This window comes from Dyella sp. 2HG41-7 (assembly GCF_021390675.1).
Classification (GTDB): Bacteria; Pseudomonadota; Gammaproteobacteria; order Xanthomonadales; family Rhodanobacteraceae; genus Dyella_B.
On sequence record NZ_JAJEJV010000004.1, the window covers coordinates 342,128 to 357,509 of the forward strand.

Below are 15,382 nucleotides of genomic sequence, written 5' to 3' on the forward strand. Positions count from 1 at the left end.
GGTACGACGGTGCTACAACCGTCGCACGACCGAGAGGCAGAAAACGTGCAGGGCGGCTAAAGGTCGTGTGTACGGCGATTGGCGGTCGGGACGTCGTATCAGATGACACCAACGTGCGCGTGTCGTGTCTGGAACGGTGTCGAATCCACCGGCAGCGACACGATAAACGTGGTGCCGCGTCCCGGAGCACTGTCGACGCGCACGCTTCCACCGTGCGCCTGCGCTAAACCGCGCACCAGTGTCAGTCCCAAACCCCATCCTTTCTCGATGCCCGCCTCGGCGGAAAGCGTGCGGTGAAACGGTTCGAACAGCGCAGCCTGTTCCTTGAGCGGGATGGCAGGACCTTCGTTATGCACGAGCAGATCGACGTTGGCTCCTCGCGAGCTTAGCGTCACGTCGACCGGCGCTTCGGCACTTCCATACTTCACCGCGTTGACACACAGATTCTCCACGATGCGTCGCAGCCCCGTGCTGCTCCACACACCTTCGACGGCTCGCTCGCTATGCAAGCGGAAGCGCGTACCGTGCACCGTGGACAACTCGTCGAGCGCATCCGACACCGTCATGCGCAAATCGCACGGCCCCAGATCCGAAAGCGGCAACTGCGCGCCAGCCTCGACGCGATTGGCGTCCAGTAAGTTTTGGATCATTTGCGCGATACGACCGAGGCTGTCGGAAAGACGCGGCAAGACGCAACTCACAAAGGCGCGATCGTCGGCCTTACGCATAATCATATCGGCGGCCATCATTGCCGCCGATAGCGGCGTACGCAGATCGTGCGTGAGCGTCAGCACAAACTGTTCGCGCAATTCTCGCTGAAGGCCAAGCTCCTCCAGGGTCGCACGCAGCACTTCTTCGGCGCGAATCTGCTCGGTGATGTCTTCCGTCGCGGTAATGACGCCTTCCACTAGCCCATCCGGCGCGCGCAGCGGCTGCCCGTAAAAGTTGTAATAGCGCTCTTCTGGCATGCCGGTGTGATCGAGACCCCAGGCGACGCGCTGACGCACGATGCGATGCGGTTCGCCGGTGCGGTACACGCGGTCGAGGATCGGCAGCATATGTTCGCTCGCATTGGACGCCGTCTCGATAAACGCGCGCCCAACCACCTCGTTGCCGCCCATTAGCTGCTTATGCGCCTCGTTGCGCATAAAGTAACGGTGCGCCGGCCCCAGCAGCACCGAAACCGGCACAGGCACGGCCATTAGCAACGAGCGCAAATGTTCGCGCTCCGCTTCAAGGCGCTGAGTGCGCGACGCAACGCGCGCTTCGAGTTCCGAGTCCGCAAGCTTTAAGCGCCGATTGGATTCCGCCACTGCGCGAACCTGCTCCGCAAGTTCCGCCTCGACGATCCCGACATATTCCCTGGACCGGACCAGATCCGTGACGTCATGTACGCAATGCACGATAAAGGCGACCTTGCCGTCGTCATCCAATACCGGAACATTCAACGGCGCCCAGTAGCGCTCTTCGAAGCCGCCATCGGGGTGCGGAATGTCGTATTTCTGAATGGGCATCGCATCCTGCTGCGCACGCGCCAACACGCGCATGAGCGAAGCACGGAGATTGCTCACTCCGGTCGCTCCGATATCGTCCGGATTATCGGGAAACGCCTCGAACAGATTTCTACCGATGATCGCCTCGCGCGTCGTCATCGTCACACGTAAACGTGCGTCATTCGCGGCGACGATCGTGAAGTCGGGCGTCAGAACGATGTACGGTTCTGGCGTCGCCTCAAACAGTCGACGGTAGTCCAGCACATGGTGTTCGATCGATTTCGGTGCGGTCATCCGCTCCTCGACGAGGCAGGTCAGAAAGGCCGTTGGCGCTCCAAACGGCGCAGACAACCCGCAGTCCAGCGACCGCAACAGTTTGCGTTTGCCAACGTCTTCAACCCGTGATGCGGGTTTCTTCGGACACTTGTGATGAGAGATCATCTGCGCTGATATTCAGCGTACAGGCGGGTGTCCGCTTTGGATCGAGTATTAATGTTTTTAGGTGGGTCGGTCGCACAAGCCAACCTAAATCCTTTTCAGGGAAAAGTTTGAGCAATGGATGGCCGTGCGCGAGTAATGTCTTCTTTCGACCCAGAGCGGACCTAATCATTTCAAGGAATACTGCCGGACATGATCAACGAGGTGGAACGAATGGATCAGTTCCAGATTATTCAAGAGATCGCGATTAGGGCTATCTCTGGTGCCCAGCCGGATTGGAGCGAGCTGATAATCTTGTACCACGTGGAGGGAGGACGTAGCAGTTTCGTCAACTCCTACCTTGTATCTCAAGACGGCGTGGTCCGTGAGAAGCCGGCCCGGGTCTCCGATGATCTGGACACTTGGCTTAGGAGGCTGCGGGCTGAACTGGCACGAGGTGGTAAGCAGCCTTTCACGTCGTGTAAGTTGCATCTGTGTGCGGATGGAAAATTCGACGCCTCATATGGATATGAACCTGTGAACTGGGGCGAGTTGCTTATCCCAAGTTGGAACTTTCCTTTGGTTACATCTCTCCATTAGCGACAGAACGAGACGGGCAACAAATGGTGCAGCCTGTTACATGTCGTTGCTCGTTCGGCGCACCGAGCATACTTGTTCGCAATTCTGCTTTCGGACCAAAGCAGAACTAAGGGCCTAAATGAAAAATTCAGCAGAGTATCGTGGCCTCGATGTCGTCTGGCTTGCCGTAGATAGGCTTGGTCAAGTGGCGGCGTTCACTACTGCGGGAGAGGGCGACATCCCAGACTCGGCCATGATTCACATCGGCAAATCTGAAGAACTGATCCTGTCTCTGCCGGAAATATCGAGAGTTGAAGTTGACGCTGCGTACAAGAGGTCGGATGACTTTTTCTCCTTTGCGCAGCGAGGATTCTTCGCATATGACTGGTCCGATGCACATCGAATCGCATCTCGGCGACTAGGTGGCTACGAGTTGGTGACGCGCCCTGTCTCCCCAATATTGCTTATGGCTCTCCCAATCGAAGTTGCCGAAGCAGTTGGCTTGACCGTTTTTCAAGACGTTACTTTCGGCGAAAAGGTCTTGCTCGAAGGATGGAAGTAGAGGATTCGTCAATGTCTGCGCCCGACCCAAAGCGGAAGTTACAGAGAATTCGTGTTTCGAGAGGAAGATTATGGACGACCTGCCATTGCCCGAGAACGATCTACACGCGATTGTCTGCAGCATCTCAAAGAATGGCGATTTCTTTCTGGCTCAAGGCGAGCTAGCCGAGGCCGCACGATCGCTTAGTCCAGAGCAATCGGTCCGCCTTTACGAGCACATCAGAGACAGTGCTGACCGTCTCGAATTCGAGTGGCGTGACGAGTTCCTTGAGGCGTTTCCCGGAAGTGAGCACTTGCTGCCTAAGCCACTATTGTGAATCGCATGATTGGAATACTGGTCGGTTCAACCAGCGCATTCGCTTTCGACCAACAGAGATGTTTAGCGTGACTTTCAAAGTAACTTAATGAAACTTTAGGGGAGGAAAAACATGCGTTCCCGCTTTTTGCTGACGAGCCTGATTTGCTTGGGGCTACTTTCCGTTGGCAGTCGGCTTTTTGCCCAAGTCAAAGTCCCTGACTCCAGCAATCTTGGCGAGGCTGCGCTGTTAGTCGCTGAAGATGAGGCGATGAAAGATGCCGCAATGACACGTTGCGGACAATTGCATCCTGCCCAGTCCAATCGATTCCGAACCGCCTATGCAATTTGGCGAAAAAACAACGCTATAGCGCTGCAGGCGAGTGCGAAAGAAGTTGCGGTCCTTCGCACCAATCCCGCGCTTTCAACTCGTATCACGCTTCGGCTAAATGATCGTCGTCAGGCGATTTCTTCGGGTTTAGAAGCGAAACCCGACATGTGCGAGGGATTGTCCAACTTGCTGGCCACGGGCGGTGAAAGCTTCGACGCGCTTATGCCAAAGGCGTATGCGGTGCTCTCAGCATCCATTTCAAAGTAACCGGCGTGTGCTTCCGACCCAAAGCAAACGCCGCTCTTGGCGGTCGAGAATCGAAAATTCGGGGGCTAAATGATTCAGTTCGCGGTACGCAAAGGCCGGGATGGAAATAGCGATTTTTTGGAGTTTCTATATTCTCATCGTGAAGAAGATGCACCGCGGCTCGAATCGGTTTTTCAGCTTTATCTGCCGGGATTCAGAGGAACACGTACGTGGATGCCGCCCGATGATTTGCACTGGGAATGCACTTGCGACCGCGGAACCTTCATTATCTGGGACGAATGGGGAGAGCTGTATCTTGTACCAAAGTCTCAGCATGAGAAGGTGCTAAAAGCCGCAATTGACGCACTCGTGACCTCCGGGCTTTTTGAGCTGATTCCAGGCTAGTGGAATACGTATCAAACGTCCGCTTCCGACCCAAAGCGCACACTGGAAGATTCCATAGAGCAAACTTCCCTTACGATGCTCAGTAGATAATATGGAACTATCAGAACTCGGCACACGCATCTGCGTTCTAGGCCCATCCAACAGCGGCAAATCGACGCTTGCGTCTGCCGTTGGTCGAAAGCTCGGCATTGATGTGGTCCATCTCGACCAACTTCATCACGTTCCGCATTCGGATTGGAAGCCGCGACCTGCTGCGGAGTTTCTGGCTTTGCATGACGCGGCGATTGAGGGGCAGCAATGGGTGATGGAGGGAAACTACTCCTCATCCATGCCACAAAGATTTCGACGCGCGACGGGCGTCATTTTGTTGGATGTGCCCATGGCGACGAGTCTGTTTCGGTACTTGCGGCGTACGCTCGTTGAGAACAATAGGGTGGGTGCGTTGGAAGGCGGTAGTGACAGTTTGAAATGGAACATGGTCCATTACATAACCATGGTTACGCCGGGAAATCGTCGACGGTATAGCGATATCTACCGTCAGACAAACTTGCCTAAGGTATACCTTTCCTCTTCACGCGCGATCCGTGATTGTTACCAAGCATGGGGATTGGAGAGATGAATGATCGACTCCTAATCCTAGTAAATAACGCCCGCGTTCAACCCAAGACGGCCAGGCCGACCGAGGCCTGCTAAAAACTCTCCCAGAGCATTGTCGATTTCCGACCATCAGCTTCGTCGTCTAGGTATCACAACCCCAAAGGTGCTCCCATGAAATACCTAGGCCTTGCCTACTTCACCCCCGAAAAGTTCGCCGCGCTGGCGCCGGAAGAGCGCAAGAAGGTGGTGAGCCAATGCCCGGAATTGGACGAGAAGATGCGCGCCACCGGCAAGGTGCTGGTCTCCGCGTCACTGGGCGATCTGGACCACTGGAGGACGCTGCGTACGCGCGGCGGCAAGAAGCAGGTCAGCGATGGGCCTTACATCGAGTCGAAGGAAGTGGTGGGCGGCCTGTTCATCATCGAGGCGGATAGCCATGAGGAGGCGTTGCGCATCGCATCCATGCACCCGGCCGCCATGATCGGCGAAGAATGCGACTGGGCGGTCGAGCTTATCCCCATGGATTTTTACTTGGCGCAATGAAGGCCAGCTGCGCGCATGCGCGTTGGATCAGTCGCGTCGCCATTTTCCGTAATTGCGCCATCCAAGTCGCCTAAACGAGACGCCTATGATCCAAGCCAGCGCAAAACCGGCGATGGAGCCGATGACGACCATGAACATGGTGAAATCGTCGCTACGAAAAACAGGCTGCGATCCCGGCGGTAGATCGACGTTGGAAGCGGATAGTGGCGGAACTATGATAAAGATCGCCGCCGTTGCAAGTGCGCAAACAAAATTCCATATAAACGATTCCGAAGACGACATGATGGCGTCAGTGAAATAGTTGCACACCGAAACGGTGACGGTTGCCGTCACCATGACCACGAAAAATACAAATAACCCAATAGAAACCATATGGCCTGCCTCCTGGCCTAAATGGCGGACCGGCACACTTGAGCATGCTGCGCTCTTGCGACGGCAGATAGCAATGAGCAGTCGCGCTCACGCTTGTGGCGGCGATTGTCGAAAGCGCTACGCTCGTGTTTTGCAGTGTCGATCAAGGACACTTCAATTCGCGTGAAGGCGTTGGAAATTCGCGGCTCTGAGGCTTTGGGGAAAGCGGCGAACGCACGGCGCCTACGCAATTTCCAGCAAGCTATACGCCTCGCCCGACAGTTCGTCTCAGCGCTTTAGATAATGTCTGCGCCAACTCAATGACTAATACGCTCCAACGCTTTTCCCTTTGTCGACGGTCCAAACAATCCAATCGCTGCCATGCCCACCACCATCGCCACGGCGATAAAACTCGCCACGCCGAGTACGCCGCCGGCATTTAGAAAGTAAGCAACGGCGAGGCCGGCGAAGGCGGCGGCGAGGCGGCTCCACGAGTAAACAAAGCCGATGGCGGTGGCGCGGATGCGGGTGGGATATAGCTCGGATTGGTAGCTGTGATACGCGTACGACATAACATTCGCCGAGAGCGTAAATACAACGCCGAATGCGATAAGCAGCGGCGGCCATGTGGTATTCGCAAAGGCGAGCATCGACACGCCCATAACGAACAAACCGAGCACGATTTGCGTTTTTCGTTCCACGCGATCGGCGAAGAGCGTGCCGAGCAACGGGCCGAAAGGGTTGGCGATAGCGATAATGAAGGAATATTCCAAGCTATGCGTCACGGTTATACCGCGCGCAATCAGCAAGCTCGGCACCCATGCGGCGAATCCGTAGAAGCCGATAACCTGCGCCGCATTGAAGACCGAAAGCATGATGGTCCGGCGTCGATACGGTGCCGAGAAAATTTCCTGAAACCGACCGGTGCCTGTTTCCGCCAACGCTTCCACGCGCGGCAGCGGCAGCGGTGCGCCTATTTCGGCTTCCACTTTCTTTTCGATGGCGGATGTAATGGCGTCTGCCTCTGCAATACGCCCATGCAGCGCCAACCAGCGCGGGCTTTCAGGGATGCGTCGTATCACAAACCACACGGCCACGGCGCTGACCGACCCAATCATGATCACCCAGCGCCAGCCATCCCATCCGAGTGGCTTCAACGGCACCAACAGCCATGCGAGCAACGCCACCACGGGAACCGCGCAAAACGTGACGAATTGATTGACCGAAAACGCGCGACCGCGTTCGGAGCTTGGCGTAAGTTCGGAGATATACGCATCGATGGTTACGAGCTGAACCGCGAATCCGACGCCGGCGGCGAAACGCCAAAAATTAAGCATTTCGCCCGTGCGTTGAAACGCCATGATGCCGGTGCAGATCACGTACCACACCAGCGACCAGGTAAATACCGGACGCCGCCCGAAGCGATCCGCAATCTGCCCAAACACCACCACGCCTACCCAAAGCCCGGCGAAGGTGCTGAATACAAACGTGCCGAACCCGGCGACGTCGATACCCGCGAGATGCGCGAACACACCCAGTGATGCGGGTGCGAACAAACCCGACTTGACCATGCCCGGCGCGACATAACCGGCGAAGAACAAATCGTAGAACTCGAATACGCCGCCGAGCGAGATCAGAACGATGATCGTCCAAATCGTGCGCGATGGTGGCAGTCTGTCAAGGCGAGCGGCGATTTTGTTGGATTCGAATTCGGACATGGTGGTTTTGAATAAATCGGCCAAAGGTATTAATTCGATGAGTCGCAGGCAGCTCTTTGCTCGTCGTCCCGGCGAAAGCCGGGACCCAGTGTCTTTCGCCATTCAGAAATGCAACGTCACTGGGTCCCGGCTTTCGCCGGGACGACGACAAGGTAACTTGGAAGCATGTCGGCCGGGACGACGATAAGGTAGTTTGAAAGATCGTGATCGGCTAAGAAAGCTCCCGCATGCTTGTCCGAAGCCTTCAGCGAATACGTGGTGTAGCGTTGCAACACCACATCAGCCAATTCGCTGACATCAAATCCGCGTCCGCTTACAGATAACCGATTCGCCTTTGTGCGAAGGTTCGTAAGTCGGGTGTGCCGCTGCGCTACAGATCCCGGCACACCCGACATGGGTGGAGTAGCGCGGATCGCCTGGGCAGCCACCCAAAGCGATCCGCTGGCCACAACCAACTTAAACAAGAGAGAGTTGATCATGGTTATCCCCGATCATACGGCACGCTCGCACCCGCGAGCCCCCGCCACGCCGCGTTTTGTACTACTCCACCGCCGCTCATACTGGACGGCGTCGGGACTAAGTGAGCGCTTGCAGAGGTCTCAGTAAGAAAAACCCCTCTACATAGGCAGGATTTTTCCTGTAGCTCTTCGCGCCATGTGCAATGCATGGCGCGACCTACGCGTATGGACTAAAGCCGATGAAAAACTTTTTGCTCGATCTTCCTTCCGAGGGGGGCTATGTGCTGTCCCAAGGCGACTACAACCAATTGTGCGAAGTGCGCGATCGATTGTTTTTAATGGCGCAGTTTGCGGGCGTGACGTCGGCGGACCCGAATGATGGTTCCTTTGTGATGATTCGCCGCATGCCTTTGGGACATTTGTTTGCGGATTTGAGTTGTCAGATTCGTGAGGTGTTGAATGTTGTGGAGCACATCGCGCCGATTGCGAATCACTTGCAGCCGCACTGAACATGCTCTTGACCGTCATTTCAGCGAAAGCTGGAATCCAGTGACTTCAAGCCAAAAAGACGCTGGATGATTCGCTTCGCTCACCCCTTCGGGGCCGTCCCTTGGACGTTCTCCGCGCTGCGCGCTACGTCCAGCTTTCGCTGGAATAACGGTGAGGTAATGCGAAAGATTTCGATCAGCGCATCGCATGTGCGTGAATTCGCTGTTGCATATCGCACATTCAAAGTAGAGCTCGCACGACACCACCGTAAGCGTGCCGCAATATTCCACTCAGTTATGTGATCGTGATTTATCAATCGATGCACGCAAAACCTGCGAAATGCGCGTTGTGGTCAAGCGAATTTCCAATGCGTGTTATGAAAAATAATGTTGAATTATTCGCGCACATCGCTTCGCAAGCGTCTCTAACGCGAGTTAACGCGCAACGTAAGCAAATCGAAAGCGTTTGATGTAGACGCTCTTCATTTTCGTATCACTGGCGTCAATGTAGAAAAACAACACGGCCCACTAAGCGCAGCAGGGGAGCGCGTAACACTTTGCAAGGGCCACCACGCGACCGAACCATGGAGATTACACGCAAGGATGCCGACGGCGCGGCCCAAGGACCCCCAAGGCATGTATGACAAAACCAAAACCGACACAACATCGATAACCAACACCGCCCACAACAAAAAACCCGTAAAACAAGCCCCCGTAAGCGTGCTGGTACCTTGCTACCGATGCAAGGCGACCATCGATGAGGCCATCGCCTCCGCCGCCGCGCAAACCTTGCCGCCCGCCGAAGTGTTGATGGTGGAAGACGGCAGCAACGACGGAACGCTTGAAGCATTGCACCGCGTAGCCGCTTCCTATCCCGAAGGTTGGATCAAGGTGATTGCGCTGCCGAACAACGGCGGCCCATCGCGCGCACGCAATATCGCGTGGCAACACGCCAGGCAACCTTACGTTGCATTTCTCGATTCGGACGACACCTGGGCGCCACGCAAGCTCGAATTGCAAATGGCGGCGTTGGAAGTGGACCCGTCCATCGCGCTGATCTCGCATCGCATGGTCATTAGCCCGCGGGGCAAAACGATTCCCGCGCCGCAAGGGTCCACGCATACGCGAACAATCGGACGAAGTCGCATGCTGTTCCACAATCCATTCCCTACGGCGTCGGTGGTGTTGCGCCGCGATCTGCCGTTTCGCTTTGACGAGAACGTTTGGTATTCGGAAGATTACCTGTTGTGGTCGCAGATTCTTTTTTCCGGCCATCGCTGCGCCAAACTCAATCAGCTACTAGCGATTTGGAATGCGCGCGCGCCGGGTCAACACGGACTCAGCGACAATTTCACGGCGATTCACAGCGCGCGATGCCTGATGCGTCGTCGCCTGATGCGCGAAGGTTTTATCAATCCCGTCGAATATCTATTCGCACGCACCGTCGGCGCCTTCGCTCGCATAAAACGCATTTGGCGATTCAAACGGAAGAACGGGCGTGCGTTTCGAGCTTCAGCACCGCAGCCAAGCGTGAAATAGATTCGCGCCAGCCAACGTCGCTCAGGTCGCGGTATCCAGCGGCACCAACATGCCGCGCTTGAGCGTACTCAACGCCACCCTTGTCTGAAAACGACGCACGTTTGCGTTGTCCGCCACCATGCGCTGCATCAGCGCTTCGAAGTCGTCGACATCGCGCGCGACCACAATCAACACATAATCACCGGCGCCGGTGACGTACCACGCTTCCTGTATGCAAGGCTCGGCGGCGATCCATTGCTTGAGGCTCGCCAGCAATTCCGGACGCTCTCGTTCCACTTCCACATCGACGATCATCGTCAACGGTCGTCCAACCAGCTTGGGATCGACGATCGCAACTTCGGCAAGGATGATGCCGTCCTCGCGTAATCGCACGATGCGTCGCTGCACCGCCGAGGCGGATAAGCCCACATCCGCGCCAATCAACTCGGCAGGACGGCGCGCATCCTTCTGCAGGATGGCCAGAATACGCCGATCTGTTTTGTCCAATTCTTCGGCCATAAGCGCGCGAAATCACCGCAAGACAGGAAAAAGCAGCGTTACATCACACAAAGACGCGGGCTGGCCGCGTGGGCGGACTCTAGCATAGCCGTCACCCCAAACAATCCAGCGCAACCCATTTATGAAGCTGCTTTATCAGTCGCACTCGCCGTACGCGCGCAAAGTGCTCGTGTTCGCCTACGAAACCGCACTCGTCGATCGCATCGAGGTCATCCATCAAGAGACCAGCCCCGTACAACGCAACGAGGTGGTGTTTGCGCTCAATCCGCTCGGCAAAGTTCCCGTGCTGGTGACCGACGACCAGACGGTGTTGTTCGATTCCAGCGTGATCTGCGAATTCCTCGACGGCTTGCACGATGGCCCCAAACTTATTCCCTCGTCGCCCACACTTCGCTACCGCGCCTTACTGCATCAAGCCGTCGCCATGGGAATGGCCGACGCCGGCATTGCGGCGCGTTGGGAATCCGAACGTCGGCCTGCCGCGACGCGATGGCAGCCTTTGCTTGACGGCCATCTGCAGAAAGTCGTCGCCGCCTGCGATTACTTGGAAACGCAGATTGTCGACGACGACACGGTAGACATCGGCACTATCGCGATCGCTACCGCGCTCAGCTGGATCGAATTTCGCAACACCCACAATTTCCACGAGGGGCATCCGCGACTTTCCGCGTGGTATCGCCGATTTTGCGCACGACCTTCGATGATGGCGACGCCGCTCTTCGGCAATACCGTCGATCAACCCACCTCCATTGACGCGGGAGCTGCGCATGCGGTCGCCGTGGGTTGATCTGCTGCGCTTGCACGGCTACATCATCGACCCAAGGCCACGGCGCAAAGCGATAACGCTTCCAACCAAACGCCACGCAGACGATGCGTCTCATACTCTCGCGAAGCGCGTGGCTACGTCCCTACGACTGTGCCTTGGCATCGGCGATGGGTTGGTGCGTTCGCAATAAGCGCTTCGGTTGCAAAGTTCGAATCCGTTACCGGGCAACTGCCGCAGGGCCGTGCGTGCGACTAAGCAACCAGGGCAGGGTAACCGCAAGCAAATAGAACTTGGACGCGAAAAACTTGTTGTCCAAATATCTGTGATGCGCATCCAGCCAAGACGTCGCGCCGGGCATCACATCGCGCGCCTGTTCGGCAAAGGCATAAACCTGGTCATAGCGCCGGCTGGCCAGGCCGCGCAGATCGAACCGGAAACATCCTTTCGTCTGCACATAGGGCAAGCCCTCAAAATGCTGCGCGATATATTTGCGCATCAGCACTTTGTTTACGCTACCTGGCCCAATCAAATCGGCATCGGGAACATGATGAAAAATCCAATCCCGCAACCGTTCGTCGCAATAAGGAAACGTAAGCCGTAGCGACATCGCCTTGGCGATATACATGCATTTGGCGAGCTGGCCCGATTCCACGATGGTGAGCGCAATGCGACGCTCCCCTTCCTGCGAGCGCGCGGCATCGATATCGGATCGAAATGGTTTGAGACGATCGCGCGAACGATCTGCAATCTTGCAACCGAACAAAGCATCCACTTCGGTGTCGCTGAAACGCGAGCCGGGGAAAAACCGCTCGAAAGCATTCATCTGCAGCGTCGAGAGCACAAAGCAGAACTTGAAGTTGTTGCGCGCTAGCGGCGACGTAAAAAGCGCCTTCGGCAAACGGATGCCACGCGCCAACAGCGCAAGCATGCGCTCCCGGGCGTGCAAGGGCGCGCCGAAATATTCGTCTGCGCCGAGACCGTCGATAATGCCGTCGCCACGTCGCGCCCTAACTTCCGTCGCCAGATCGACATAAGAAAGCGTCGCAAAATCGGCGGTTAACAAAGGTATGCGCGGAACAAGCGCGAGATAGCGGTCATAGGCGCGCTCCGGATCGCAGACCAGCGCCTCGTGACGCAAGCCAAATTTCTTCGCAACTATCTGCGCCGATGGCACTTCGTTTTCTTCAGGACCGCCAAGATAGGTAAAGCACGCCGTATCGGGACGCGTCTCCGCCAACGCGATCGCCAACACGGTGGAATCCTTGCCGCCGCTCTGAAACAGCCACGGCGCGCGCATGTTTGCCGTCGCGCGGGAAATTGCGTCGCACAGCAGGCGGTGATACGTATCGAGCAATTGTTTGTCGCTAATCGATCCTGGCAACGGACGGGCAGGCGCTTTCGCGGACTGAAATTCATAGTGATACAGCGGTTCGCTATGCATATCCTGCGTCGGATCGAAGCCCGTGCCCGCCAGCTTCACGTTCTGAAAAATGGAGTGCGGTGGATACACGAACGACAGACGCATCAAGTCGGCGAGCGACACCGGATCGATCGGGAGATCACCGCCGCGCAATCGGTCGAGCGGCGAGAAATCGATATCGCGCAGATAAGGCGAGGTGTTGATCTGAAAATTCGACGGAGCGGACGCTCCCGAGTGCAGCGGAAATCCCGCTGCCGGCGTGGCGCTTTCGTCGATGTTGGACTCTCTCATGACTCGAAACCCTCGACCGCGTTCTCGTTTGTCTTCGTGGCTGCGCGGCAGGTTGCAATCACGCAGCGTTCGATTCAGTCGTGCATGAGAGGGTCACGCCGCTGCGCGCTTATGTTGCTTTGCGCAATTCATGAGAGTTGGCGTTGGTGAAGCACGAGCACGCCCGGTCACGCGAAGGAGCGTAGCCGACACAATGTTTACGTGAGAGCAAAGTCCGGTGACGCAGCGATGGCGCGCTTGCTGTAGCTTGCTGATTTACGAAGGATTGCTTGTGCGTCCTGACGCAACGTATGCCGACCGACACATTGCGGGTGACCGCGATGTGTCAGTACAAATGATGCAGATCGAAGCGCTGCGGTCATGTAAACCCCAAAGCCAAGCTCTACCATTCATCGCGTCGTCATCGAAGCCATTTGCTTTGTAAGGGAGTGCAAGGCTGTGAAGAAATCGCCCGTTGACGCCGTCACTTCGATCACATCGCGCGCTAAAGCGAGCATGATGGTCGCGCTGCTCGCTTCGCTTGCATGCCAAATGACCTCTGCATCGGATGCCGCCACGCATCCCGCGCCACCCCATGCATCGCCGTTTCCACCACAAATCCAGTTAAACGTTCCCTTCGCGCCAACGGCTTTCCCTGGCGAAGACGGCGAACATCTGCTGTACGAACTGCAAGTCACCAATTTCGAAAACACGCCGATCACGCTTGATCACGTGGATATTCTCAATGCGATTCATACCGACACGGCGCCCTTGGCGAGCTTTGCCGGACACCTGTTGAACAACATCGTGCGATTGGCCGGCGCGGACGATGTGACGGATACGGGCAACGTAGCGAAACCCATCAACATCAACGCTGGCGCCACCGCCGTGCTGTTTCTTTCCGTGACCGCGCCGTCGAAAGCCGCCATGCCAGAGCGCGTGGTTCAGCGCGTGGCCTTTACCAATGGCGAAGTAGTGGAAGGCGCAGCCGTAGGCACGCATAGCTCAACGTTGAAAGTGCTTGGCGCGCCTGTCGTAGGGACCGACTGGATCGGCGACGACGGTCCGAGCAACGCGGCCGACAATCATCATCGACGCGGTATTTTCGTCGTCGACGGAAACATGACCATCTCCCGTCGTTTCGCCATCGATTGGAAACAAATGGAACAAGGCCTGCCGTATCACGGCGACATTCACGCCGACCGCTCCTACTACGCCTACGACAAACCGGTGCTCGCCGTAGCAACCGCTACCGTTGTCTACGTGCGCGACGGCTTGCCCGACAACCCACCCGGCCACTTCCCCAATTTTCATCCCGCGCGCCCAGTAACCTTCGACAATGCCGGCGGCAACACCATCGTCCTGGATCTTGGCGACGGACAATTCGCTCACTACTACCATCTAAAAGCCGGCACCATACAGGTAAAGAAAGGACAACGCGTCAACATCGGTGACGTTATCGCGCACGTTGGCGCATCCGGCGACGCACGCGAGCCGCATTTGCACTTCGAGGTGACAACGGCGATTCCACTACTCGTCGGCGAAGGCATTCCCTACGTGATCGATCACTTCAAGGTGATCGGAGGGGAAGGGCATTCCCCGGGCGTTCGCCGTAACGAAACCCCACTCGATGGGATGTTGGTGGATTTTGAGAATGGTGGGCGTGACTAACTCGGGTTATATGCCACGTTTCGCTTCTGCATAAAAAACGCAGCGATACTGGGCATTCGGTTTGCAGAACCTAATCCTGCTTTGGCCTCACTGCATACGTGTGCTTGACGCTACCGCTCTTGAATCGGTGGATATCGGTCAGCTCCAAGTGCAAGCGCGAGGTGTCGACGTCTTCGAACAGACGACGCCCGTGTCCGACGACGACCGGGAAGCACCAGAGATGAAGTTCGTCCACCAGCCCAAGATCGAAGAGTGTGCGATCGAGGCGGGTGGTGCCGTACTTCATGATGTTCTTCCCCGGCTCGTTTTTTAGGCGCGCGATTTCTGCACCAACATTGCCTTTAATTGCCGTTGCGTTCCAGGCGCCAGCGGGGTCCAAGGTCGAGGAAACAACGAACTTCTTCAGACTGTTGATACGGTCGAAATATCGGTCGCCCTGGATGTTCGGCCATGTCGGGGAGAACTTCTCGAACGTGCCGCGCCCGAGCAGGAAGACATCGACGTTGGCCAGCGTCTCGTACGCGTGAGCTTTGGCCTCCTCATCAAAGTATCCGGCGGTCCATTTCTCCTGGCCGTCAACGATGCCGTCGAGGGAGACGAGTGTGGATTCAATCAGCTTCTTCATACTTTGAGCTCCATGGCGAAATAATCCTCGTGCATCTAAACCGTTTCATGCCGTTATCTCCGGCCGCTGCGAGCAGGTAGCAATCGATCAAAGTGCGTGGAATGAGCGCGA

The 15,382-nt window shown here is 56.5% G+C and carries 17 protein-coding genes; 10 read left to right on the forward strand and 7 right to left on the reverse strand.

All coding sequences use genetic code 11. The features are described from left to right. Nucleotides 1-98: 98 nt before the first annotated feature. A complete protein-coding gene (locus L0U79_RS02905; RefSeq protein ID WP_233840391.1) occupies nt 99-1,787 on the reverse strand; it encodes a PAS domain-containing sensor histidine kinase in 1,689 nt (562 codons plus the stop codon). Nucleotides 1,788-2,123: 336 nt separating this feature from the next. Between L0U79_RS02905 and L0U79_RS02910 the strand changes: the two genes are divergently transcribed. The 6 genes from L0U79_RS02910 to L0U79_RS02935 all read left to right on the forward strand — a co-directional run bounded on the left by L0U79_RS02910 (nt 2,124) and on the right by L0U79_RS02935 (nt 5,467). After that, entirely contained in the window at nt 2,124-2,510 is a 387-nt protein-coding gene (locus L0U79_RS02910) for an immunity protein YezG family protein (RefSeq protein WP_233840392.1), read from the forward strand. 118 nt (nt 2,511-2,628) lie between these two features. Continuing rightward, nucleotides 2,629-3,051, forward strand: coding sequence for a hypothetical protein (locus L0U79_RS02915; protein ID WP_233840393.1), 423 nt, complete (start codon nt 2,629-2,631; stop codon nt 3,049-3,051). A 70-nt stretch (nt 3,052-3,121) separates the two neighbouring features. Then, the gene (locus L0U79_RS02920) at nt 3,122-3,367 is read left to right on the forward strand and encodes a hypothetical protein (RefSeq protein ID WP_233840394.1); all 246 of its coding nucleotides are present in this window, start codon (nt 3,122-3,124) and stop codon (nt 3,365-3,367) included. A 111-nt stretch (nt 3,368-3,478) separates the two neighbouring features. Next, nucleotides 3,479-3,943, forward strand: a complete 465-nt coding sequence (locus L0U79_RS02925) for a hypothetical protein (protein WP_233840395.1) — start codon at nt 3,479-3,481, stop codon at nt 3,941-3,943. Between the two features lie 69 nt (nt 3,944-4,012). Further along, complete coding sequence (locus L0U79_RS02930; protein ID WP_233840396.1) at nt 4,013-4,327, forward strand: hypothetical protein; 315 nt, start codon at nt 4,013-4,015, stop codon at nt 4,325-4,327. 768 nt (nt 4,328-5,095) lie between these two features. Beyond that, complete coding sequence (locus L0U79_RS02935; RefSeq protein ID WP_233840397.1) at nt 5,096-5,467, forward strand: YciI family protein; 372 nt, start codon at nt 5,096-5,098, stop codon at nt 5,465-5,467. Nucleotides 5,468-5,494: 27 nt separating this feature from the next. Here L0U79_RS02935 and L0U79_RS02940 read toward each other — a convergent pair whose 3' ends face one another. The 3 genes from L0U79_RS02940 to L0U79_RS02950 form a co-directional block, all read right to left on the reverse strand. Further along, nucleotides 5,495-5,839: a hypothetical protein gene (locus L0U79_RS02940; protein WP_233840398.1), complete on the reverse strand. Its 345-nt coding sequence runs from the start codon at nt 5,837-5,839 to the stop codon at nt 5,495-5,497. A 296-nt stretch (nt 5,840-6,135) separates the two neighbouring features. Then, the gene (locus L0U79_RS02945) at nt 6,136-7,536 is read right to left on the reverse strand and encodes an MFS transporter (protein WP_233840399.1); all 1,401 of its coding nucleotides are present in this window, start codon (nt 7,534-7,536) and stop codon (nt 6,136-6,138) included. Nucleotides 7,537-7,652: 116 nt separating this feature from the next. Continuing rightward, on the reverse strand, nt 7,653-8,015 hold the full coding sequence (locus L0U79_RS02950) for a hypothetical protein (RefSeq protein WP_233840400.1): 363 nt from the start codon (nt 8,013-8,015) through the stop codon (nt 7,653-7,655). Nucleotides 8,016-8,233: 218 nt separating this feature from the next. Between L0U79_RS02950 and L0U79_RS02955 the strand changes: the two genes are divergently transcribed. Both L0U79_RS02955 and L0U79_RS02960 read left to right on the forward strand, forming a co-directional pair. Then, nucleotides 8,234-8,503: a hypothetical protein gene (locus L0U79_RS02955; RefSeq protein WP_233840401.1), complete on the forward strand. Its 270-nt coding sequence runs from the start codon at nt 8,234-8,236 to the stop codon at nt 8,501-8,503. Between the two features lie 615 nt (nt 8,504-9,118). Then, a complete protein-coding gene (locus L0U79_RS02960) occupies nt 9,119-10,021 on the forward strand; it encodes a glycosyltransferase family 2 protein (protein WP_233840402.1) in 903 nt (300 codons plus the stop codon). Between the two features lie 21 nt (nt 10,022-10,042). Here the strand turns inward: L0U79_RS02960 and L0U79_RS02965 are convergent, their stop codons facing one another. Then, a complete protein-coding gene (locus tag L0U79_RS02965; RefSeq protein WP_233840403.1) occupies nt 10,043-10,519 on the reverse strand; it encodes an Lrp/AsnC family transcriptional regulator in 477 nt (158 codons plus the stop codon). A 121-nt stretch (nt 10,520-10,640) separates the two neighbouring features. On the opposite strand from L0U79_RS02965, the gene L0U79_RS02970 reads away from it, so the two are divergent. Next, the gene (locus L0U79_RS02970) at nt 10,641-11,306 is read left to right on the forward strand and encodes a glutathione S-transferase family protein (protein WP_233840404.1); all 666 of its coding nucleotides are present in this window, start codon (nt 10,641-10,643) and stop codon (nt 11,304-11,306) included. Between the two features lie 196 nt (nt 11,307-11,502). On the opposite strand, the gene L0U79_RS02975 is transcribed toward L0U79_RS02970, so the two are convergent. Beyond that, the gene (locus tag L0U79_RS02975; RefSeq protein ID WP_233840405.1) at nt 11,503-12,996 is read right to left on the reverse strand and encodes an asparagine synthase-related protein; all 1,494 of its coding nucleotides are present in this window, start codon (nt 12,994-12,996) and stop codon (nt 11,503-11,505) included. A gap of 438 nt (nt 12,997-13,434) precedes the next feature. On the opposite strand from L0U79_RS02975, the gene L0U79_RS19285 reads away from it, so the two are divergent. Continuing rightward, complete coding sequence (locus tag L0U79_RS19285; RefSeq protein ID WP_233840406.1) at nt 13,435-14,646, forward strand: M23 family metallopeptidase; 1,212 nt, start codon at nt 13,435-13,437, stop codon at nt 14,644-14,646. A 70-nt stretch (nt 14,647-14,716) separates the two neighbouring features. On the opposite strand, the gene L0U79_RS02985 is transcribed toward L0U79_RS19285, so the two are convergent. After that, the gene (locus tag L0U79_RS02985) at nt 14,717-15,271 is read right to left on the reverse strand and encodes a dihydrofolate reductase family protein (protein WP_233840407.1); all 555 of its coding nucleotides are present in this window, start codon (nt 15,269-15,271) and stop codon (nt 14,717-14,719) included. Between the last annotated feature and the right edge of the window lie 111 nt (nt 15,272-15,382).

Excerpts from the sequence above, each read along its gene's own strand:
- L0U79_RS02955 (WP_233840401.1), top strand. The coding sequence starts at position 8,234 with ATGAAAAACTTTTTGCTCGATCTTCCTTCCGAGGGGGGCTATGTGCTG.
- L0U79_RS02905 (WP_233840391.1), bottom strand. The coding sequence starts at position 1,787 with ATGACCGCACCGAAATCGATCGAACACCATGTGCTGGACTACCGTCGA.
- L0U79_RS02915 (WP_233840393.1), top strand. The coding sequence starts at position 2,629 with ATGAAAAATTCAGCAGAGTATCGTGGCCTCGATGTCGTCTGGCTTGCC.
- L0U79_RS02950 (WP_233840400.1), bottom strand. The coding sequence starts at position 8,015 with ATGATCAACTCTCTCTTGTTTAAGTTGGTTGTGGCCAGCGGATCGCTT.
- L0U79_RS02930 (WP_233840396.1), top strand. The coding sequence starts at position 4,013 with ATGATTCAGTTCGCGGTACGCAAAGGCCGGGATGGAAATAGCGATTTT.
- L0U79_RS02940 (WP_233840398.1), bottom strand. The coding sequence starts at position 5,839 with ATGGTTTCTATTGGGTTATTTGTATTTTTCGTGGTCATGGTGACGGCA.
- L0U79_RS02925 (WP_233840395.1), top strand. The coding sequence starts at position 3,479 with ATGCGTTCCCGCTTTTTGCTGACGAGCCTGATTTGCTTGGGGCTACTT.
- L0U79_RS02960 (WP_233840402.1), top strand. The coding sequence starts at position 9,119 with ATGTATGACAAAACCAAAACCGACACAACATCGATAACCAACACCGCC.
- L0U79_RS02985 (WP_233840407.1), bottom strand. The coding sequence starts at position 15,271 with ATGAAGAAGCTGATTGAATCCACACTCGTCTCCCTCGACGGCATCGTT.
- L0U79_RS02945 (WP_233840399.1), bottom strand. The coding sequence starts at position 7,536 with ATGTCCGAATTCGAATCCAACAAAATCGCCGCTCGCCTTGACAGACTG.
- L0U79_RS02935 (WP_233840397.1), top strand. The coding sequence starts at position 5,096 with ATGAAATACCTAGGCCTTGCCTACTTCACCCCCGAAAAGTTCGCCGCG.
- L0U79_RS02970 (WP_233840404.1), top strand. The coding sequence starts at position 10,641 with ATGAAGCTGCTTTATCAGTCGCACTCGCCGTACGCGCGCAAAGTGCTC.
- L0U79_RS02910 (WP_233840392.1), top strand. The coding sequence starts at position 2,124 with ATGATCAACGAGGTGGAACGAATGGATCAGTTCCAGATTATTCAAGAG.
- L0U79_RS02920 (WP_233840394.1), top strand. The coding sequence starts at position 3,122 with ATGGACGACCTGCCATTGCCCGAGAACGATCTACACGCGATTGTCTGC.
- L0U79_RS02965 (WP_233840403.1), bottom strand. The coding sequence starts at position 10,519 with ATGGCCGAAGAATTGGACAAAACAGATCGGCGTATTCTGGCCATCCTG.
- L0U79_RS02975 (WP_233840405.1), bottom strand. The coding sequence starts at position 12,996 with ATGAGAGAGTCCAACATCGACGAAAGCGCCACGCCGGCAGCGGGATTT.